This is a genomic window from Pseudomonas spelaei (assembly GCF_009724245.1).
GTDB lineage: Bacteria > Pseudomonadota > Gammaproteobacteria > Pseudomonadales > Pseudomonadaceae > Aquipseudomonas > Aquipseudomonas spelaei.
The window spans coordinates 1-20127 of sequence record NZ_WNNK01000023.1 but is presented as its reverse complement, the minus strand read 5'-3'; the positions used below and the strand labels follow the sequence as shown (position 1 = coordinate 20127).

Annotated in this window: 16 protein-coding genes, 1 tRNA gene and 1 pseudogene; 8 read left to right on the top strand and 10 right to left on the bottom strand. The window is 60.3% G+C overall.

Annotated features, from left to right (window positions below; translation table 11 throughout):
• Positions 1-212: 212 nt before the first annotated feature.
• The 6 genes and pseudogenes from GNF76_RS23260 to GNF76_RS23235 all read left to right on the top strand — a co-directional run bounded on the left by GNF76_RS23260 (position 213) and on the right by GNF76_RS23235 (position 8367).
• Positions 213-2387: a TonB-dependent receptor gene (locus GNF76_RS23260; RefSeq protein ID WP_155585424.1), complete on the top strand. Its 2175-nt coding sequence runs from the start codon at positions 213-215 to the stop codon at positions 2385-2387.
• A 31-nt stretch (positions 2388-2418) separates the two neighbouring features.
• Positions 2419-3783: pseudogene (locus tag GNF76_RS29670) on the top strand (type III PLP-dependent enzyme domain-containing protein).
• Between the two features lie 37 nt (positions 3784-3820).
• Positions 3821-4813: an ornithine cyclodeaminase gene (locus GNF76_RS23250; RefSeq protein ID WP_155585423.1), complete on the top strand. Its 993-nt coding sequence runs from the start codon at positions 3821-3823 to the stop codon at positions 4811-4813.
• A complete protein-coding gene (locus GNF76_RS23245; protein WP_155585422.1) occupies positions 4807-6189 on the top strand; it encodes an MATE family efflux transporter in 1383 nt (460 codons plus the stop codon). The genes GNF76_RS23250 and GNF76_RS23245 overlap by 7 nt, the downstream gene beginning before the upstream one ends.
• Positions 6182-7336, top strand: a complete 1155-nt coding sequence (gene hisC / locus GNF76_RS23240) for a histidinol-phosphate transaminase (RefSeq protein WP_155585421.1) — start codon at positions 6182-6184, stop codon at positions 7334-7336. Before GNF76_RS23245 ends, hisC begins: the two co-directional genes overlap by 8 nt.
• Positions 7333-8367, top strand: a complete 1035-nt coding sequence (locus tag GNF76_RS23235) for a PLP-dependent cysteine synthase family protein (protein ID WP_155585420.1) — start codon at positions 7333-7335, stop codon at positions 8365-8367. Before hisC ends, GNF76_RS23235 begins: the two co-directional genes overlap by 4 nt.
• Before the next feature lie 39 nt (positions 8368-8406).
• On the opposite strand, the gene gabT is transcribed toward GNF76_RS23235, so the two are convergent.
• On the bottom strand, positions 8407-9687 hold the full coding sequence (gene gabT / locus GNF76_RS23230; RefSeq protein ID WP_155585419.1) for a 4-aminobutyrate--2-oxoglutarate transaminase: 1281 nt from the start codon (positions 9685-9687) through the stop codon (positions 8407-8409).
• Between the two features lie 185 nt (positions 9688-9872).
• Positions 9873-11315, bottom strand: coding sequence for an NADP-dependent succinate-semialdehyde dehydrogenase (gene gabD / locus GNF76_RS23225; protein WP_155585418.1), 1443 nt, complete (start codon positions 11313-11315; stop codon positions 9873-9875).
• Between the two features lie 369 nt (positions 11316-11684).
• Between gabD and GNF76_RS23220 the strand changes: the two genes are divergently transcribed.
• Positions 11685-11761 (top strand) — tRNA-Arg (locus tag GNF76_RS23220).
• Positions 11762-11821: 60 nt separating this feature from the next.
• On the opposite strand, the gene GNF76_RS23215 is transcribed toward GNF76_RS23220, so the two are convergent.
• From GNF76_RS23215 to GNF76_RS23205, 3 genes are read right to left on the bottom strand one after another with little or no spacing between them, the layout of a single operon-like run.
• The gene (locus tag GNF76_RS23215; RefSeq protein ID WP_155585417.1) at positions 11822-12451 is read right to left on the bottom strand and encodes a hypothetical protein; all 630 of its coding nucleotides are present in this window, start codon (positions 12449-12451) and stop codon (positions 11822-11824) included.
• The gene (locus GNF76_RS23210) at positions 12448-13020 is read right to left on the bottom strand and encodes an RNA polymerase sigma factor (RefSeq protein WP_155585416.1); all 573 of its coding nucleotides are present in this window, start codon (positions 13018-13020) and stop codon (positions 12448-12450) included. Before GNF76_RS23210 ends, GNF76_RS23215 begins: the two co-directional genes overlap by 4 nt.
• 30 nt (positions 13021-13050) lie before the next feature.
• Positions 13051-14715: a vWA domain-containing protein gene (locus GNF76_RS23205; RefSeq protein ID WP_155585415.1), complete on the bottom strand. Its 1665-nt coding sequence runs from the start codon at positions 14713-14715 to the stop codon at positions 13051-13053.
• Between the two features lie 239 nt (positions 14716-14954).
• Here GNF76_RS23205 and GNF76_RS23200 point away from each other — a divergent pair, with 239 nt between their 5' ends.
• Positions 14955-17135: a M10 family metallopeptidase C-terminal domain-containing protein gene (locus GNF76_RS23200; protein ID WP_155585414.1), complete on the top strand. Its 2181-nt coding sequence runs from the start codon at positions 14955-14957 to the stop codon at positions 17133-17135.
• Between the two features lie 46 nt (positions 17136-17181).
• Here GNF76_RS23200 and GNF76_RS23195 read toward each other — a convergent pair whose 3' ends face one another.
• The 5 genes from GNF76_RS23195 to GNF76_RS30005 form a co-directional block, all read right to left on the bottom strand.
• The gene (locus tag GNF76_RS23195; RefSeq protein ID WP_155585413.1) at positions 17182-17832 is read right to left on the bottom strand and encodes a DUF799 domain-containing protein; all 651 of its coding nucleotides are present in this window, start codon (positions 17830-17832) and stop codon (positions 17182-17184) included.
• Positions 17829-18188: a DUF4810 domain-containing protein gene (locus GNF76_RS23190; RefSeq protein ID WP_155585412.1), complete on the bottom strand. Its 360-nt coding sequence runs from the start codon at positions 18186-18188 to the stop codon at positions 17829-17831. Before GNF76_RS23190 ends, GNF76_RS23195 begins: the two co-directional genes overlap by 4 nt.
• Before the next feature lie 29 nt (positions 18189-18217).
• Positions 18218-18901, bottom strand: coding sequence for a CsgG/HfaB family protein (locus tag GNF76_RS23185; protein ID WP_169357286.1), 684 nt, complete (start codon positions 18899-18901; stop codon positions 18218-18220).
• A 648-nt stretch (positions 18902-19549) separates the two neighbouring features.
• The gene (locus GNF76_RS23180) at positions 19550-19963 is read right to left on the bottom strand and encodes an SMI1/KNR4 family protein (RefSeq protein WP_155585411.1); all 414 of its coding nucleotides are present in this window, start codon (positions 19961-19963) and stop codon (positions 19550-19552) included.
• Between the two features lie 34 nt (positions 19964-19997).
• The coding region (locus GNF76_RS30005) for an HNH/ENDO VII family nuclease (protein ID WP_218585306.1) at positions 19998-20127 on the bottom strand (130 nt) is incomplete at its 5' end.

Below are 20127 nucleotides of genomic sequence, written 5' to 3'. Positions count from 1 at the left end.
AGTCAAAGGCGGCCCGTTGATACAGGGCAAATCGGGCAAAAACTTGTAAAAGCGCGGTCCAGCACACGTTTTCGCTCTTCTGTGCACCTTCCGTATCCCAGCAGCGCACTCGACATTGCCACCTTAAAACAAATGTTATAATGTATCCATTGATAACGATTCTCAAATTAACGAGAGCGTTTTAATCCACTCATGGATCAAGGGAACGAGTGATGAACGAGCGCCAGGGAATATCCATTCGGCTTGCCCCCGTGTTGGCCACAGGGTTGATCTGCGCCCTGAGCGGCATGCCCAGTGCCGATGCGCAGAACGTCAGCGAGGAGCGTGACGAGGCCATCACCGAACTCGATCCCACCCGCATCAGCGCCCCACCACTGAACAATGCGTTTGTGGTCAATGCCGGTGGTTTCGGCGCCAAGGACCCGATGGAAATCCCCTTGGCCATCCAGAGCTACACCGCCAAGACCATCGCCGACTCCTCCGCGCGCACGGCGGGCGACGTACTCACACTCGATCCTTCGATCCTCAGCGCGTCCTACGGCAGCTCCTTCGACAATTTCCGCCTGCGCGGCTTTGCCATGGACAACTTCAACACCATTCGCCGGGACGGCCTGACCCTGGCACCGCACCATGACGTGCCTCTGGAAAACATCGAGCGAATTGATGTGCTCAAAGGTCCATCGGGTTTTCTGTATGGCTTCAACTCACCCGGCGGCACCATCAACTACATCCTCAAGCGCCCGACCCGCGACCCGCTGCTGGACGTCACCGTACAAGGCTCCTCTTTGCTCGGCCGCTATGTGGCAATCGACACCAGTGATTCGTTCAACGAAGGCGCTTTCGGTTACCGCCTCAACGCCGGCTACGAGAAAAACGGCGACTACGACCACGCCCGTGACATGGAGCGCAAATTCATTGGCCTGGCCACCGACTTCCGTCTCAGCGACCGTGCGTTGCTGCAACTCAATGCCGACTGGTCATGGAAGTCCACCGTGGCCGACCCCTTGCTGCGCGCCGACCAGAGTGGCCGTGCCAACCCGCTGGACGCTTCCAGCTATGTGCGTCCGCCGAAGATTGATCGCCGGGATCTGCTGACCGGTTCCTGGTTCCGCCACCAGACCGAAGGCGCCAACCTCGACGCCAAGTTCGAATACACCCTGGATGACAACTGGACCTCCGTCACACAGGCCAACTATTCCCGCGCCGAGCGTCATGGCGGCTACAACGACTTGTTCGACATCCAGCCCAACGGTGATATCGGCCGTGCCGATTACTACCAGTCCCGTGGCGAAGTGTTCAGCACCTGGTCATTGCAGTCGTACCTGGCGGGAAAATTCGCCACTGGTAACATTTACCACGACGTGTTTTTCGGCAGTTCCTACAAGCAGTTCAAAGACCGCAGCCTGTTTTGGGACTCCGTCGATAGCAGTACGCCGGGCATCAGCGTGGCCGATGTATCAGTGGGCAATATCCTGCATCCGGTACAACCGAAAAAATGGGATTTCGGCCCCAGACAGGACGTCGATTTCGTCTCCACCATCAAGGAAACCTCGGTCTTCGCCAGCGACCTCATTTCCCTCAACGAGCAGTTTCAGGTCATGCTCGGCGGACGCTACATCTGGTACCGCGCCGATCAGCTGTCTGCCACCGCGCCGTCCCAAAGTCACAACGTGTTCGTGCCCAGCGCCGCGCTGATCTATCGCCCCCTGGAAAGCCTGATGACTTACATCAGCTACTCCCGGGGCTTCGAAAAAGGCGACTACGCGCCCTATAACGCCACCAACAGCAACCAACCCACCGATGCCATCGAGTCCGAACAGTATGAAGTCGGCCTGAAAGTCGACCTCAGTGATCGCCTCAATGCCGGTGTCGCGGTCTTCGATATTCGCCGCAAGGCCAGCTATCTGGACAGCAGCAACACGTTCGTCAGCAACGGCGAATACCACCATCGCGGCGTCGAGCTGACGTTGTCTGACCGTGTCACCGACGCCCTGACCTTGACCGGCAATGCCGCGTACCTGAGCACCCGGCTCGACGATGTGGACGACACCAGCGTACGCGGCAAGCGCACCGAAGGCGTGCCGAAATGGAAAGGCGCCATGGGTGCGATCTATACCGTTTCCAGCGTACCGGGCCTGTCGTTCGACAGCACAGTGAGCTATGTCGGCAGCCGTCCGGTGGACGCGCAAAACAGTGGCTACGTCCCCAGTTTTACGCTGCTGGATGCGGGCGTCAGCTACCGCTCAAAACTGAGCGGCACCCCGGTGACGTATCGCTTGCACGGCAAAAACCTGACCAACAAGTACTACTACGCCAGCACCTACCAAGGTGGGTTGGAAGTTGGTCGCGAGCGAGAGATTTTCCTGTCGACCAAATTCGAGTTCTGAGCCCGCCCTCAGGACATCACAAGGAACGTAGATGACTCGCCCAATCACCCCAACCGCCTCACCGGCGCTGCCCAGCCTGCGCCATCCGTGGGTGGAACAACTGTTGAACGAACATCGACAGAAGCTCCATGAGTGGGTGGAAGGCCTTGGCTCGCCGCTGCACCTGATATTTCCGCAGATCCTGGAGGCCAATATCAAACAGTTCCAGCAGGCCTTCACCCGGGCGCAAGTCTGCGGCAGCGTGCTGTTCGCCAAGAAAGCCAACAAGGCTGACAGCTTCGTCAGAACCTGCTCCGAACGCCGTATCGGCATCGACGTAGCCAGTACCGAGGAACTGGAAAGGGCCTTGGCCGGTGGCATCATCGGGCGCGACATCGGCGTCTCCGGCCCACAGAAAACCGATCATCTACTGAGCCTGTGCCTGACCCATTAATGCCTGCTGGCCATCGACTCCCTGAACGAACTGCACCGCGTGTATCACCTGGCACAGTCACGGCACGTCCAGGCCCGCCTGCTGTTGCGCTACCGTCCCGACACCCAGGCCCACAGCCGCTTCGGCATGACCGACAGCGAATGCGACCAGGCCGTGACATTCTGCCGAGAGCACACCGACAGATTGATCCTTGAAGGCTTTTCCTTTCACCTGAGCGGCTACTGCCCGCAAGCGCGGGCACACACCGCCAGCCACCTGATCGATCGCTGCCGCCACAGCGGCCTGCCCACGTGTCGCCAAGTCAACCTGGGCGGCGGCTTTGCGGTGAGCTACGTGTCGCCCGAACACTGGCGAACCTTCACCAGGCAAGACAGCCCTGAGCACTACCACGGCCAGAAAACCTTCGGTGGTTTCTATCCCTATGGTGCGCTGCGCTCGGGCGCACAAGCTCTGGAGGATGTACTCGCCAGCGCCGTCGACGGTCACACAAGCCTGGCGAAAAAGGCGCAGGCGCATCACATCGCATTGATCATCGAACCAGGCCGAGCGCTGCTGGATCAGGCGGGCCTGAGCCTCTTCCGCGTCCAGGGCGTCAAGGACCGTCGCTCCACCGACGGCTACGCCCACGTCACGGTACAGGGCAGCAGCTTCAGCCTCTCCGAACAGTGGTTCAACAGCGAGTTCCTGCCCGAGCCGCTGCTGCTGACGGCCTCTGCGCGTGACGCTTCGCCGTTCGTAGCCTGCATTGGCGGTGCCACGTGCCTGGACAGCGACATGCTCACCTGGCGCAAGGTCACCTTCAACCAGCCTATCCAACCCGGCGACCTGCTGATTTACCTCAACACCGCCGGGTATCAGATGGACTCCAACGAATCGCCTTTCCACGGCGTCCCGCTGCCGCAAAAAGTCGCCGTGCGCCTGCACGCTCAACACCTGCACTGGAAGCTGGACCACCTGGCCTGAATGTTCAGGCCATCATTCACAGGAGAACACGGTGAACATGCCTAACCAACACCTCGGCCCCGGCGACTTATGGGTGCTGCCACAAGCCGCCCTTGAAGACCTGCCCATCAGCTATCAGAGGGTACTGGAGGTGGTCGAGAACGCTTACAAAGCACTGCGCGACGGCGACTCCCAGAACCCGTTGAAGACCATCGTCGAACCCCGTGATCGACACTCCATCAGCTACTCCATGGTCGGTCGCGACGGCGCGAGCAACACGGTGGGCTTTAAAGTCGTCTACGAACATGACCCACAACGCAGCCGTGACGCTTACCAATTCCATTCGTTCATCTTCCTCTGCGATGACCTGACGGGCCGACCGATTGCGCTGATGGATGTGGTCAAACTCGGACCGCTGCGTACCTCGGCCACCTCTGCATTGTTTGCCCGGGCCGCCTGCCCCGATGCTCGCACAGCCCTGGTCGTCGGTACCGGCGTGCAAGGCCAGATTGCCCTGCCAATGCTGCTCGCCGCATTGCCCAAGCTGGAGCGGCTGTGCGTCTACGGCCACTACACCGAAGGGCTGAAGGCGGTCCGCGAGAACCTTAAGCGTCACTACCCCGAGCGCGATGTCGAGGTGGTTGAAGACCTGGCCAAAGCCGCCGCAGAGGCCGACATCATCCTCGGCGTCGCCGGGCTTTCAGCCCGCGAGCAAGTGCGCCACACCTGGCTCAAGCCCGGTGCCGTGGCGGTGCTGGTCGGGTATGGCGTGGACGCCGACGTCCTGCACGGCGCCGACTACCGCATCACCACCGACACCTCCCAGATGCAGGTCACCTGCACTGACCTGGCCAAGCCTGACGGCAGCCTGCCCGCCGTCGACGCCGAGTTGCCTGACATCTTGCTGGGCAATGCCCCGGCACGGCGCAATGCCCGCGACATCGTGTTCGCCTACAACAGCGGCATGGTGGTGACCGACGTCGCGCTCGGCCGCCTGATGGCTGAGCAGGCACTGGCGAAAAACCGTGGCCAGAGGGTCAAGCTATGGTGACCTTGTGGAGGAAAGAATCCGCCGCACTGCTGTACCTCGCACTGCCGCTGATCCTCACCAATCTGGCTTATGTTGCCCTCACCACCATCGACGTCGTGGTGCTCGGCACCCTGGGCGCCAAGGAATTGGCCGCAGGCGGCCTGGCCATCGCTCTGTTCAACCAGCTACGCACCACCGGCACCGGGTTGGTCACCGGTGTCAGCAATCTCGTGGCAGAGGCCAATGCCCGGGGCGATGAGGTGCGCGTACGAGCACTGCTGGTGGCCGGAATGTTCTGGGCGACCGTCAGCGGCCTGGTATTCATCGCGGTGTTGCTGGTGCTGGAAAAACCCCTGACCTGGCTCGGCCAGGACGCGAGCGTTGCAGCCAATGCCGCCGGATTTCTGCTGATCCTGGCACCGGGTTTGCTGCCTTGCCTATGGTTTCAGACCTTGCGCCACTTCACCGTCGGCCTCAAATACCCCGGCCCTTTGCTGGCCATCACACTGATCTCCATTGCCCTGACGGCGGGCCTGAACTACGTGCTGGTGTACGGCAAGTTCGGCTTCGCAGCCTATGGCTTCGAGGGCGTGGCAATCACCAGCGTCGTGGTGTTTTTTCTGTCGTGCCTGATGTTCCTGGGAGTGGTGCTATGCAACCGCAGGTTGTCCGGCTACTTCGTGCTGTCGCAGTTGACGTTCTCCTGGGCCGAGATCAAGGCCGTGTGGAAACTCGGGTTACCGATTGCCGGCACCTACGCCAGCGAAGCCGGTTTTTTCAGCGTGCTGACGCTGTTGATCGGCACCCTGGGCATGGAGGCCCTGGCGGCACAAACCGTGCTCAACCAGATCATCTACATCGTGTTCATGTTTTCCGCCGGCATCTCCCACGCCGCCTCGATTCATATCAGCGAGGCCTGCGGCATCGGCCAGTACCAACGCGCCCGTATGCTGGGCCATCTGGCGCTGGTGATGGGCCTGGTGACCATGGTGTTGTTCGCGATTCCTTACGCCTTGATTCCCGAACAGGTGGTCTCGCTGTTCATCAGTGTCGATCACGCCGACAACCTGGACGCGGTGCAACTGGCAGCCACCGGTCTGTTGATTGCCATCGTGCTGCAGATCTTCGACGCCAGCCAGAACATCGGCAACGGGATCCTGCGGGGGATCGGCGACACCGCCGGGCCGTTCCGCATTTCGTTGTTGGGCTATTGGCTGGTGGGCCTTCCCGCGGCCTACCTGCTGGGCATCGTCAGCCCTTATGGCATCTTCGGTGTGTGGAGCGGCTTGGCAATCGGTCTGGCAGCCACGGCCCTGTTGCTGGTGTGGTCGTTCGAGAAACAACTCAAGGCCCTGAGCCAAACCCTGCCCGAGCAAGGAATACACGGCCATGCATGACCTCCACGATCATCACCGCCTCCAAGCGCTGATCCGTCCCAGTGTGCGCGACCTGCCACTTTATGACCCGGGGGCCGATCCACAGACGCTCACCGCGCCAAACGTCGCCAAGCTGTCGAACTGTGAAAACCCGTTGGGCATCTCGCCAGCGGCCGCCCGCGTCATTACCGCCTGCACAGGCGCCGGCCTGGAACGCTACCCCGACCCTACCGGCAAGGCGCTGCGACGACTACTGGGGCAACACCTGGATGTTGACCCGGCGCGGATTATCCTCGGCAACGGTTCGGAAAATATCCTGGAGCTGCTGTGCCTGGCGTTTCTCGATCCTGGCGAACGCGTCGTCACCCAGCAACCCTGTTTCGGCCTGCACGAAATTTTCCCGCGGATGATGGGCGCCCACGTCGATAAAGTGCTGCCCAACCACGACTTCGGTTTCAACCTCCAGGCCTGGCAAACCGCCCTGGCGCTACACACCAAAATGCTCTTGTTGAGCACCCCGTCCAATCCCGTGGGTACCGCGCTGTCTGGTTCCGAATTGCGGGACTTGGTGGCGGCGGCCGAGCAAGACACCTTGTTGGTCATCGACGAGGCTTACTACGAGTTTGCCGTCGACCAGGCCGATGCCCTGGCTATTCTCGGCGCCCAGTCACGGCCCTGGATCGTGTTGCGGACCTTTTCCAAGGCCTATGGCCTGGCGGGGCTGCGCGTGGGTTACGGCATTGCGTCCCATCCCGACCTGATCGATGCCCTGCATCGGGTGCGCACACCGTACAACGTCAACCAACTGGCCCAGGACGCCGCCTTGGCCGCTTGGCTCGACCACGAACACCTGGCGCGCAGCCAGGCGTTTGTCCAGGCGCAGCGCCAGCGCATGAGCACCGCACTGAACGATGCCGGCTTTCGGGTAGCCCCTTCCCAGGCGAACTTCCTGTTCATCGACACCGGGTGCAACGGCCTGCTCGTGGTCAACGAACTGCTCAAGGACGGCTTCATCGTCAAAGCCTGGCGCGAGCCGGGGTACGCGAACTTCATCCGGGTCTCGCTGGGCCAGGAGGCACAGAACGATCGATTTCTCGGCAGCCTGCTTCGGGCCGTCGAAACGTTGAGCCCGCCACCTGTTTTTTCATCTCCCCAGAGGTCGTCATGATCAAGACCCACATCTCAGAACTGATCGGCGGCTCGCCGCTGCTGCAACTGTGCGTCACTGCCAACGGCTCGTGTGTGCTGCTCAAACTGGAACAGTTCAACCCCACGGGCACCGCGAAAATCCGCATGGCCAGGCAGATGATCGATGAAGCCGAAGCGTCGGGCCAACTCAAGCCAGGCGGCTGGATTGTCGAGTCGACCTCAGGCAACACCGGACTGGGGCTGGCCTTGATCGCCGCCGAACGTGGCTACCGCTTCACCGCCGTGGTCGATCATCACTCCAGCCCCGATAAGCTGCGTGGCATGCAGGCGTATGGCGCACAACTGGTACGGGTCGGTGAGCCTGACGCAGGACTGGCCACTGCCGACCGCGACGCTACCGCTGGCCGCATCGCCCAAGAGCAAGGCGCCTATTGGACCCAGCAGCATCACAACCCGGCCAACGCCAATGGCTACCGTGCATTGGCCGAAGAGCTGCGGGCCGAACTGGGCGACGAAATCCATTACCTGGTAGGTGCCGTCGGCACCGGCGGCTCGCTGTGCGGCACCGCACGCGCCTTGAAGCACCCGGCCAGCGTCCTGCAAGTCATTGGCGTCGAACCGTGCGGCTCAGTGATTTTTGGCGGCCCTGGCGCGCCCTATCACCAGTCGGGTACAGGCACACCCGAGGGTGCCGAAATCGGTGCTCTGGTTGATTACGAGCTGATCGATCAAGGGCTGACCGTCAGCGACTCGCAAGCCTTCGAGACGGCTCGCTACCTGGCCCGTCATCACGGCCTGCTGGTGGGCGGATCGGCCGGCGGGGTGATCTACCAGGCGTTGCGTCAAGCGCAACGCGCGCCGGCACACAGCGTGATCGTGGCGCTGGTGTGCGATGGCGGCGAGAAATACCTGGAGACGGTATTCAATGATGAGTGGATGGCCGCCCACCAACTGTTTGCACCGCAGGTGAGTCGCGAATTGGCACAGTGGCTGGCTCCGGCATCTCCCACACGCGTCGCAACCGAAAACGAAAAAGCCGCTGAGCGTTAGCGTCAGCGGCTTTTTTGAATGAGCCTCACGGCTCAGGCGTTACGCCAGCTCAGAGAAGCACTCTTCGATGATCGCCAGGCCTTTGTTCAACTGCTCGTCCGGCGAGGTCAGCGGAACCAGTACGCGCAACACGTTGCCGTAGGTACCGCAAGACAGCAGGATCAAGCCCTTGTCGCGAGCCTTCGCGACCACGGAGGCAACGGCGGCAGCGTTCGGCTTGTGGGTGTCGCCGTCTTCGAACAGCTCGACCGCGATCATCGCACCCAGGGCACGCACGTCACCGATCACCGGGTACTTGGCCTGGATCGCTTTCAGGCCAGTCACCAGGTGCTCACCCACGGCCTTGCAGCGGTCCAGCAGGTGCTCTTCTTCAAACACTTCCATCACGGCCAGGGCCGCGGCGCAAGCGATCGGGCTACCGGCGTAGGTACCGCCCAGGCCGCCGGGGGCAATGGCGTCCATGTATTCAGCCTTGCCACACACACCGGCCAGCGGGAAGCCGCCGGCGATGGATTTGGCGAAGGTGGTCAGGTCGGCGGCAACGCCCATCTGCTCCATGGCGAAGAAGGTACCGGTACGGCCGGCACCGGTTTGCACTTCGTCGGCGATCAGCAGGATGCCGTGCTTGTCGCACAGTTCGCGCAGGCGCTTCATGAAGGCTTTAGGGGCGACGTAGAAACCGCCTTCACCCTGGACCGGCTCGATGATGATGGCAGCGATGTCACGCGGCTCGGCATCGTTTTTGAAGATGCGTTCGATGCTGGCGATGGAATCATCCACGCTCACGCCGTGCAGTTCATTCGGGTACAGCGCGCGGAAGATACCGCCTGGCATCAGGCCCATGCCGGCCGAGTACGGCACGACTTTACCGGTCAGGCCCAGGGTCATCATGGTGCGGCCGTGGTAAGCACCGGTGAAGGCGATCACACCGGCACGGCCAGTGGCGGCACGGGCGATTTTCACGGCGTTTTCTACCGCTTCGGAACCGGTGGTGACCAGCAGGGTTTTCTTGGCGAAATCGCCGGGCACCTTGGCGTTCACTTTCTCGCACAATTCCACGTAAGGCTCGTAGGCCAGCACCTGGAAGCAGGTGTGCGTCAGCTTGTTCAACTGCGCGGTCACGGCCGCGATGATTTTCGGGTGCAGGTGACCGGTGTTCAGCACGGCGATACCGCCGGCGAAGTCGATGAACTCGCGACCTTCAACGTCGGTCACGGTGGCGTTCTTCGCCGACTCGGCGAAGATCGGGTGAATCTGGCCAACACCGCGCGGTACAGCGGCTTCGCGGCGTTTCATCAGGGAAGCGTTGGTCTTGCTCATCAAAAAAGTCCTCATGCACCGCTCATCGGGCGGCGTGGTCCAAGGAATACGTGGCGGGGAGGCAACTACGGCAGCATGCGATGATCGACTGCCACAGCTTTCCCGGCCACTTCGAATAACGTTTTGAAGCACGCAAAGGGACAGCGCTCTCGTGCCCTTTGCGTTTAACGCAATGCCTTGCCGGGTTAGATACCCAGGCAGAGGTATTTGATTTCCAGGTAATCCTCGATCCCGTACTTGGAACCTTCACGGCCCAGGCCCGAGGCCTTGATGCCGCCGAACGGCGCCACTTCGTTGGAGATCAACCCGGTGTTGACGCCGACCATGCCGTATTCCAGGGCTTCAGCCACACGGAACACACGGCCCAGGTCACGCGCATAGAAGTAGGAAGCCAGGCCGAACTCGGTGTCGTTGGACATGGCGATCACTTCGGCTTCGTCTTTGAAGCGGAACAGCGGTGCCAGCGGACCGAAGGTTTCTTCCTTGGCCACGGCCGCATTTTTCGGCACGTTGACCAGGATGGTCGGCTCGAAGAAGTTGCCTTCCATCACCTTGCCGCCCGCCAACAGGGTCGCGCCTTTACTCAGGGCATCAGCAATGTGCTCCTGAACCTTGGCCACGGCTTTTTCGTCGATCAGCGGGCCCGTGGTGGTGCCTTCTTCCAGACCGTTGCCGATCTTGAGCTTGGCCACGGCCACTTTGAGTTTTTCGGCGAACGCGTCGTACACCGAATCCTGAATGTACAAGCGGTTGGCACAGACACAGGTCTGGCCGTTGTTGCGGTACTTGGAGATGATCGCGCCTTCGACGGCCTTATCCAGGTCTGCGTCGTCGAACACGATGAACGGTGCGTTGCCGCCCAGTTCCAGGGAGACTTTCTTGATGTCCTTGGCGCACTCGGCCATCAGTTGGCGACCGATTTCAGTGGAGCCGGTGAAGGACAGCTTGCGCACGATCGGGTTGCTGGTCAGCTCGCTGCCGATGTCGCCGGCACTGCCGGAGACCACACTGAACACGCCTTTCGGAATGCCGGCACGCTGGGCCAGTTCAGCCAGGGCGAACGCGGAAAACGGGGTTTGCGACGCCGGCTTGAGGACCATGGTGCAACCGGCAGCCAGGGCCGGGCCGGCTTTACGGGTGATCATCGCGGCCGGGAAGTTCCACGGCGTAATCGCTGCGGTCACGCCAATCGGCTGCTTGATCACGATCAGGCGCTTGTCGGGCTGATGGCCAGGAATCACGTCACCGTAGACGCGCTTGGCTTCTTCGGCGAACCACTCGATGAACGAGGCGGCGTAGACGATTTCGCCCTTGGCTTCGGCCAGCGGCTTGCCTTGTTCCAGGGTCATCAGGCGCGCCAGGTCATCCTGGTTCTCGATGATCAGCTCAAACCAGCGGCGCAGCTTGTTCGCGCGGTCCTTAGCGGTCAGTGCACGCCAGGCCGGCAGGGCCTTGTCAGCCGCTTCGATAGCACGGCGGGTTTCGGCAGCGCCCATCTTCGGCACCGTGCCCAGAATCTCACCGGTGGCAGGGTTATTGACCTTGATCGTTTGACCGTTATCCGCATCAACCCAAGCGCCATCAATAAAGGCTTGCTGGCGGAACAACTGGGTGTCTTTAAGCTGCATGTCGGCTTTCCTTAACAGCACCGCGCGCGCGCGGAGCAAATTAGAGTTGTTGAAAGGCGCCTTTCGGGCTGCCGTCAGGGAAATCAGTCACTGGGCGCCAGCATATACATAGCGCACGGGAGACAGAGCGTTTGAAATCTCAAACGAATCCTAGGATCAATGGGGGTAAAGGACAATAGTCTGTTCGAAAAAAAGAACGAAAACGGCGCATTTGCCGGATTTTTCTGATCAGCGTACAGGTGCCTGATTCAGCGCCACCGACACGTACCGCCTGACGTAGGGCCGTGGTACTCCAGAATCCCACTGGCAGACGGCCAAAAACCAGCATGGACGCCCAAGGTCGACATGGGTATGATGTCGCCCGCACAAGCATCCGTAGCTCAGCTGGATAGAGTACTGCCCTCCGAAGGCAGGGGTCGTGGGTTCGAATCCCGCCGGGTGCACCAGATACAAACGAAAAAGCCCCAGGTCGAAAGACTTGGGGCTTTTTTATGGGCGCCGTTTATTTATTGCTTTTGCAACGCCTCCAACCGAGCCGGCAAGTCTTCCTGGGGAAAGCGCTTATACAACGCCAGAAGCTTTTCATCCGCCACCCTGGCCTCACCCGCTTGCCGCAGGCGCACGATTTCCTCAAGCCCTTGCTCCAGCGACTGCGGCTTGACCGCCATCCGCTTGCTCATTTTTGCCATAGGCGCATCCGCCATGGCACCCGCGGCCTCAGCCTGAACCGGCGCACTGTCAGCCTGGGGCGCCATGGCGAATCCGGCAGGCGCAGCGGGAGCCGCCGGGGCGGGCGCTGGTGCATACAGGACCGGGCGGGCCAGTTCACGGAAGTTGGCCGAGTGGTCCCGTAGGGCGGGCGCAGAGAGTTCGGTGTCAGGCACCGGTGAGCGCACCACCAGGCCAATCATCAGCGCCACACCGGCAACGGTGGCGAATGCCATCTGCCAGCGCGGCCGTTGGCAGGCTTGCAGCCATCGCTGCAACAAGCTGGGCTTGGGCACAGGCACTTCGCGGTGAGCGGTGGCCAGGATGAAGGCGTCCAGCGATGCCGGCGGCTCGCCGCTGGCGTGTTGCCGAAAATGTTGGATCAGCACGTCGTCGGTGGGATCCTGGGTATGTCGGGAGTCAGTCATGCGGGTACCTCCTCGGCCAGCAGTCGACGCAATTTCTGCTGGGCGTAACGCAAGCGGCTTTTGACCGTTTCCAGTGGCGCGCCGATCAAGGCGGCAATTTGCGGCACTTCAAGATCGCCGTGCAGGCGCAGCAGGAAGACTTCCCGCTGGTCTTCGGGCAAGTCTTGCAGAGCGGCGTCCAGGCGGCCCTGGTCGCGGCTCAGGCTCAACTGCTGCTCGGGGCTGGCGGTGTCGTCAGGTTGGGCGTGAAGCTGCTCATCGTAGCTGTCATGCAACGGGTTGTGGATGCCGTGCTTGCGCCAATGATCGATCAGGCGGTTGCGGGCAATCTGGAACAGCCAGGTCCGAAAACTCGCCCGGCCCTGAGGTTGGGTGGTGCTGCGGATCAAGCTGAGCCAGGTCTCCTGGAACACTTCTTCAGCCAGTTCGGCCTTGTTGCTCAGGCCCACGAGAAAACGGTACAGGCCCTGTCGATGCCGCGCATACAGGGCTTCGAACGAAGCCCCGTCGCCGTTGCGGTAGCGGGCCAGCAGCGCTTCGTCGCTGGGTGGATCAATCGAAGCAGGCATGTAGGTGGCGAACTCCTTTCGGTGCAGGGATCAACGTTGGGTGGGCGCCTTGAGGCTCTGCGCCAGCTCCACCATTTGCACAAACTCACTGCGCAGGCCAAACGGGTCGTCACCCCGGGCAGAACGGGCCAATGCAGCAGTGTCCTTCAAACTCATGTCAGCGGTGTAACGGCCATCACCCTTGAGTTGCTGGGCGAAGGCGGCCACGGCCGCCGAGAAACGCAGGTCATCGCTGGGCTTGCCGGGCGCTTGCTCACTGCTGACCGGGTGTTCGATCAACCGGCTGCTACCGCCTTCGGCAGGCTTGTAGCGAACCCGCAGCATTGCCAACTCGCCCACTTTGCCGTCCTGCTTAGGAGTGTCGGCATAGCGCAACGGTTCCAGCCAGCCCTTCTCGCCCTTCGGTACAATCTCATACAACGCCGTCACCGTATGCCCTGCACCGATCTCACCGGCATCGACCTTGTCGTTGTTAAAATCCTCACGCTTCAAGGCGCGGTTTTCATAGCCCAGCAGGCGATATTCACTGACCTGGGCCGGGTTGAATTCCACCTGCAATTTGACGTCCCTGGCCACGACCGCAAGGGTCGAGCTGAGCTGGTCCACCAACACCTTGCGTGCTTCACGCAGGTTGTCGATATAGGCGTAGTTGCCATCGCCCGCGTCGGCCAGTTGCTCCATCAAGTGTTCATTGTAGTTGTCCACACCAAAACCCAGGGTGGTCAGGGAAACCCCGCTTTTGCGCTGGTCGACGGCCATCTGTTTGAGGCTGTCGAAATCACTGACGCCGACGTTGAAGTCACCGTCCGTGGCCAGCAGGATGCGGTTGATACCCTTGTCGATAAACCCTTCGCGGGCCATTTGATACGCCATCTCGATACCCGAGGCGCCAGCAGTGGAACCACCGGCGGTCAATTGGTCGATAGCGTTGCGAATCTTCGTCTTGTCGCGCCCCGACGTCGGCTTGAGCACCACGCGCGACTCACCGGCATACACCACCAGTGACACGCGGTCCTGATCCCGCAGTTGGTCCACCAGCAGTTTCAGGGTGCTCTTGACCAGCGGCAGACCTTCGCGACGGTCCATCGAGCCGGACACGTCCACCAGGAACACCAGGTTGGCTGGCGCCAGGTCTGCCACGGCACGGTCCGAGGCCTTGATGCCGATGCGTAACAGGCGGGTGTGCGGGTTCCAGGGTGACACCGCCACTTCGGTGGTCACGCCAAACGGCGAACCATCGGTGGGCAGGGCGTAATCGTAGGGAAAGTAATTGACCATCTCCTCAAGTCGCACAGCCCCTTCGGGCGGCAGGCGGCCTTGATTGAGGAAACGCCGCACGTTGGCATAACTGCCGGTGTCGACGTCGGCACTGAAGGTCGACACCGGGGTTTCGGCGACGCTGTGGACCGGGTTGTCCGGCAGGTTTTGGTACTGCTCGCGAGGTTCGGCGAGGGACTCCCTCTGCACAGAATCGCGCAGGGCAAAGCTCGCGACCATCGGCGCGGGGGCAGCCACTCTTTTAACCATGGCGCCCTGTATGTGAGCGGGCTCGCTTTGCACTTGCGGGATGGGTGCGGAGTCGGATGTCTTGGCAACGTCTTGGGACGAAGGCAGCCCACAACCGGCCAGCGCCACCAGCAAGGTCACGGCAAAGCCCTGGGCAGCAGGACGCAGGAGCAGAAGAGGATGGGACATGGGCTGAACCTCGTGTGTGAATGATCCGTTCACAGGGTCAGACGCAAGGCGCTCACGGTTCGGGTTAAAGGTCGAAGATTTTTTGATAACAGCTTTGAAGGACTCGGCTCGAATCACGTTTGGCTACACAGGGACATTGAACCTGGCGGCGCGAGGCAGCCACTCACCGAGTACCCGCACCTCACACCCAATACTTTGGGTTTTGCGCTGCATGGGATTAAAAAAAGAGGAGCAGCGCCATGACCTACATCCAACATAAAGTCGCTTGGTCCGGTGAGCAAAACCCACGTAAACCCTCCTACACCACCGATCAAGCGGCCGAGCAACTCACCCGAATGGGTTACCGCTGGAAAGACCGCAATCTTGACGGGGTAACCAGCATCTCCTACGAGTTTTTCTCACCGGCCAAGACCGCTTTCAACACCCCAGTCGGTGCCAACGCGTTCACCGCCCACCAGAAAGAACAAGCCAAGCGATCCATGCAGTCCTGGGCCGATGTGGCCAATCTGTCGTTCAACGAAAACAGGCCAGGCGCTGAAGGGCAACTGTTGCTGGGCAATGATGCCAACACGGGGCATTCGGCTTATGCGTCCTATCCCGGCATCTACCTCAATGGAACCCAAGCCTGGTTCGCGTCAGACGGCAAGAGTCGCCCCTTCAATCACGGCAGTTACAGCCGGCATTTACTGGCCCATGAGATCGGCCACACCCTGGGTCTGGCGCATCCCGGAAAATACAACAAGGGTGGCAGTTACGATCAACACGCCAGCTACGCCGAGGACACTCGGGCCCACAGCGTCATGAGCTACTGGTGGGAGGGCCATCGCGGCCACGATCATCGCAAAAATCAGGCAACCCACTACCCTGCCGGGCCGATGATGGATGACATCTGCGCCGTGCAAAAACTTTACGGCGCCAATTTCAAGACCCGCAGCAACGACACCATCTATGGCTTCAACTCCAATACCGGACGCGACTTCCTGAGCCTCAAATCGTCAACCGATGCCCCTGTATTCTGCGTATGGGACGGTGGCGGCAACGACACGCTGGACTTCTCGGGGTTCCACCAGCACCAATCCATCAACCTCAACGCCAAGCAGTTCTCGGATGTTGGCGGCATGAAAGGTAACGTGTCCATCGCCAAGGGTGTGACGCTGGAAAATGCCATCGCCGGTTCCGGGGATGATCAACTGATGGGTAACGCTGCAGACAACCGCCTGACGGGAGGTGCGGGTGCGGACCGGATAAGGGGAGGAGCTGGCGCGGATACGTTTGTCTACGACAAGGCCGGCGACTCCACCGAGAGCCGTCCCGACCTGCTCCTGGACTTTACCAGCGGGCAGGACAAAATCGACGTGTCCGGTGCGATGAAAGAGGCCGGTATCCATGCGCTGAACGTTGTCACACGGTTCAGTGGGCGGCCCGGCGAAGCAGTGCTCGGTTATAACGCCTACACCCGGGAGCACAGCCTGGCTATCGACTTGAACGGCACAGGCAAGTCAGACCTGTTCATTAGAAGCCACGGGGTAATCAAACCTACGGATATCATCAGCCACAACGCGAATACTCCGATCATCCCGAAGCGCACCCCGCTCTCCGTCGGCATCACACCGAATCATCCCCGACAGCCTCTCCCACCCGATAACACCCCACCGGCTCCAAAAACCGGCTTGCAGCAGGCTCCATTCTCTTTGCAGAACTGGTCCAACGCGTCGCTCAAGGGCACCCCCATGCACACCGTTGCAAGAGCGGTAGGCACCGTTCGCGAAGTCACGGTCATGCGTGATTCATGGGGCTACGAGCGCGTTCACCATCGCTCTCTGGGCACCGGCTCGCTGATCGATGGGGGCAACAGCGTACTGACCAACAAACACGTTCACGAAGCACTCGCCAAAGGCAGCAGGCTCGAACTGTGGCTGGGGTATGAGGAAGGTGAAGGCGGGCGCATGAAAGCCGCACGCAAGGTGCCCCTGGATAAACACCTGATCAGCGGCGACGCTCGGCTGGACTATGCCGAGCTGAGGGTTGATTTACCCCAAGCGGAACGAACTACACTGGCGCGTCAATTCCCCCCTCTCAAACTGGCCACCCACCCGCAGATAAAAGCCGGACACAAGATTTTCATGCCCAACCATGGGCAACAGTCCCTCGGCATTTCCTTCTTAAACGGCAGCGGCAAACCCGCCACCATCCTGGGACTGAGCAGCGATAACGCGCATCAGAGCGCGTTCTATCACGACGCCTACAAGATACCGGGAACCTCTGGCTCACCGGTGATCTCGGCTGACACGGGGGAGATTATCGCGCTGCACAACGGCGCCATCAGTGGCCCGCTGGGAGGCGGTCGCGCCTGGATGGGCACTGCCAGCCGCATAGAACTGATCCAGCAGCACCGCCAGGAGCAAAAGAAGCAGCGCTAAAAAGCTCGGCCACCCGAAGGTGGCCAGGCTGTTTAGCGCAGATGAATCAGTCCGAACCGTATTTAGGCGAACGTGGCCCGTACAGGATCCCGGTACGCTGGCCCGCTGACAGCAAGCGCGCGCTGGCAACGCCGGCAATCGGATGCGCCGCATCGGTGGAGCTGTTGATCACTTGCTTGACCGCCGCCGAAATCAACATGCCTACCAGACCGCCACCGTTGTTGTTGCCCTCCTCGCTGGAGGCCCGCGCGGTACCGGTCCACAAGGTGGTGCCGGTGCGCAGGTCCACCAGTTTGGCCGAGGCGGTCACGGCGGTGTCGCTGGAGATCAGCATGTACTTGGTGCCGTACTCGGTGACGGTGATGTACAGCGCCGAATCCGCACCGAAGATGTCATGCAGCTTGCCCGGCGCCACGGCCTGGATATCCGTGGGCGTGGTCAGGCCGTTCTGGCGGAAGGTTTCGTCCACCAGGGCAATCGGCAACACGTAGTAGCCAGCTTCGGCCAACGGGTAAGTGACCTGGGACACCAGGCTATAGGACGCCTGCACTTCAGGCGATTCATTGATCGGCGGCAGCACCAGGATCGACTTGGGCCGCGCCTGCTTGAACGCCGAATAATCCACGGTCTTGGGTGCCGCACAGCCGCCCAGCAACGCCAGGGCCAACAACGCAGTCGAGAGTTTCAACAGGTTCATTTGACGTCTCCGGTCTTGGCGTTCTTGAGCAAAAAGTCCATGTAGGCCGCAGACTCGGGGAACAACGCCTTCTCGGTACGGAACTGCTGCACCATCTGGTCATCCTTGCCCATGCTCAGGTACAGCATGCCCAAGTGGGCGTGATAGCCCGGCGGGGCTTGGTGGCCACTGGCGTTGATCTTTTGCAGATCGCGCTCCAGCGCCTCGACCTGGGCTTCCTTGGGCTCACCCTTGAAGTACTCGTAAACCTGCGGCTGGTAGCTCTCCCATTGGTAGAGAGGTTTGGGCGCCGTCTGGCACCCGGCGACCGTCGCGATTGCTGTCAGCATCAGCGCCAACTTCACTGCCTTGCTCATCCGTGTACTGCTCCTTGGCGTTTTTCTTATTAGTTGCGCGGGTTCCAGGCACCGGCGTTGATGCCGTCTACCAGGCGATTGATCGCTTCGCGCATGGCCAGGTCCAGGACCTTGCCATTGAGGGTGGAGTCGTAGCTGGCGGTACCGCCGAAGCCGATCACTTCGCGGTTGGACAGCGCGTACTCACCGGCGCCCTGGGTGGAATACACCACTTCCGAAGTACTGATGTTGACGATATTCAGGTTGACCTTGGCGTAGGCCACCTGGGTCTTGCCACGGCCGAGGATGCCGAACAATTGGCGGTCGCCGGTCTCTTTGCGGCCGAACTCGGTCACATCGCCGGTCACTACGTAATCAGCGCCCTTGAGCTTCTGCACCGTGCCCTTGATCGCAGCTTCCTGGGAGATTTCGCCCATGTTGTCGCGGTCCAGCACGCTGAAGCGGTTGGTCTGCTGCAAGTGGGTGATCAAGATGGTCTTGGCCTGACCGCCGAGGCGATCCACACCATCGGAAAAGATCCCGCGCATATAGCTGGAACGGTTGTCGAACTTGCCCACGGCAATCGGCACGCGCACGCCGGAATAAGCGACGCTGGCGCTGGCGACTTTCTCGACCGGCAAGGCGCGGGAGCTTTCCGTGGCCGCACAACCGGCCAGCGCCAGCAGCGCTGCGGCGGTGAAGCCCGACAGCAGGATTTTGGACAGTGTTTTCACGTGGTGCTCCTAAGTGAGGAAATCAGCAGTGCTCGGTGTTATGGGAATCAAACCGTGGGCAAACAGCACAGACGCAATCGCGCAGGCGTCGCGCCAGTAATCGCCGTCTGGAGGGGTTGCACAGGTGAGGGAGAAACGTCGTGCGCACACGTCGAGGCACAGTGCACGAAGGAAGAAGTGCCTGAAGTGAGGCAAAACGTAGGCATGTCTGAATTCGTCCCTGAATGATGTCATGTTGCTATGAATGCGGCATTTTACGGGGTTGAGAGGGGTTCTCAAGGTGTTTCGCCCAGTACAAGCCGTTGGGGGGCACAAAAAGGGCCCCCGTTGACGACTAAAACGCGTACTGCGCCTTGACCATCACGCCGTCGGCATCAAAGCCGCTGCGAGCCTGACGGGTGTAGCTGGCGCCTACCGTCAGCGCCCGACGAGAATGGATCGAGGGCAGTGCTTGAGCGAACGCGCGGTGTAAAAATCGAATGGCCTGCGTGGGTTCGGGATCTTAGTTTTGTGTGGTGCAAACCAAATTGCCGACTCATGCAGGCTTCTTCAATACTTCCAACTTATTGATTTTTTGTAAGAAAAATTGGGGATCTCTCAGGGTCTGACCCCGTTTTTCTTGACCCCGTTTTTCTACGAAGCAGATAATCACTCACCATCAATCCATACGTTTTTTATCCAGCTAGCAAGATTAGGCCAAGTCTCAGCAGATAGCCCATCGTGCGACCAGTATCGAATCGAGCCATCCTCAAGCAGACAGTAATAATTTCCGTTATCTTCGCAAATGGGAATCCATGATTCCGGCATGCCTTGTTCGCGGGCGTCAATAACCGCACTCGCCAGCTCCCTCGAACTGTCTCGATTCACAGTCAACTGAAGAGCATCTTTACCGTTATAAATACTGTCACTCGCCTCCTTCACAAAGAATTTGTAATCATCTGAAAACGATATTCCTAGCTCTGCTTCATAGTCACTAATCACCGCATCGTCAGGAAGCACCTGTTTCACCGGAAGACGCAAGCGAACACCTTTCAATTCTGAAACAACATCATAGATCTTCATTACTATAACATTCTCCGAAATTACGTATAACTAACTAAAGACTACTCGCCCGGCTTTTCCAGTAATCCTTTTTCCATCTCTCAAACTGAGCCCGGTTAATCCCAGAAGGAATACTACTACCTGAGTTTATGTGGATAGTCCCGCTATTTTTTTGATGAAAACTC

Bases quoted from the DNA above. Each gene is read 5' to 3' on its own strand.
- GNF76_RS23260 (WP_155585424.1), top strand. From the start codon at position 213: ATGAACGAGCGCCAGGGAATATCCATTCGGCTTGCCCCCGTGTTGGCC.
- GNF76_RS23250 (WP_155585423.1), top strand. From the start codon at position 3,821: ATGCCTAACCAACACCTCGGCCCCGGCGACTTATGGGTGCTGCCACAA.
- GNF76_RS23245 (WP_155585422.1), top strand. From the start codon at position 4,807: ATGGTGACCTTGTGGAGGAAAGAATCCGCCGCACTGCTGTACCTCGCA.
- hisC (WP_155585421.1), top strand. From the start codon at position 6,182: ATGCATGACCTCCACGATCATCACCGCCTCCAAGCGCTGATCCGTCCC.
- GNF76_RS23235 (WP_155585420.1), top strand. From the start codon at position 7,333: ATGATCAAGACCCACATCTCAGAACTGATCGGCGGCTCGCCGCTGCTG.
- gabT (WP_155585419.1), bottom strand. From the start codon at position 9,687: ATGAGCAAGACCAACGCTTCCCTGATGAAACGCCGCGAAGCCGCTGTA.
- gabD (WP_155585418.1), bottom strand. From the start codon at position 11,315: ATGCAGCTTAAAGACACCCAGTTGTTCCGCCAGCAAGCCTTTATTGAT.
- GNF76_RS23215 (WP_155585417.1), bottom strand. From the start codon at position 12,451: ATGACTGACTCCCGACATACCCAGGATCCCACCGACGACGTGCTGATC.
- GNF76_RS23210 (WP_155585416.1), bottom strand. From the start codon at position 13,020: ATGCCTGCTTCGATTGATCCACCCAGCGACGAAGCGCTGCTGGCCCGC.
- GNF76_RS23205 (WP_155585415.1), bottom strand. From the start codon at position 14,715: ATGTCCCATCCTCTTCTGCTCCTGCGTCCTGCTGCCCAGGGCTTTGCC.
- GNF76_RS23200 (WP_155585414.1), top strand. From the start codon at position 14,955: ATGACCTACATCCAACATAAAGTCGCTTGGTCCGGTGAGCAAAACCCA.
- GNF76_RS23195 (WP_155585413.1), bottom strand. From the start codon at position 17,832: ATGAACCTGTTGAAACTCTCGACTGCGTTGTTGGCCCTGGCGTTGCTG.
- GNF76_RS23190 (WP_155585412.1), bottom strand. From the start codon at position 18,188: ATGAGCAAGGCAGTGAAGTTGGCGCTGATGCTGACAGCAATCGCGACG.
- GNF76_RS23180 (WP_155585411.1), bottom strand. From the start codon at position 19,963: ATGAAGATCTATGATGTTGTTTCAGAATTGAAAGGTGTTCGCTTGCGT.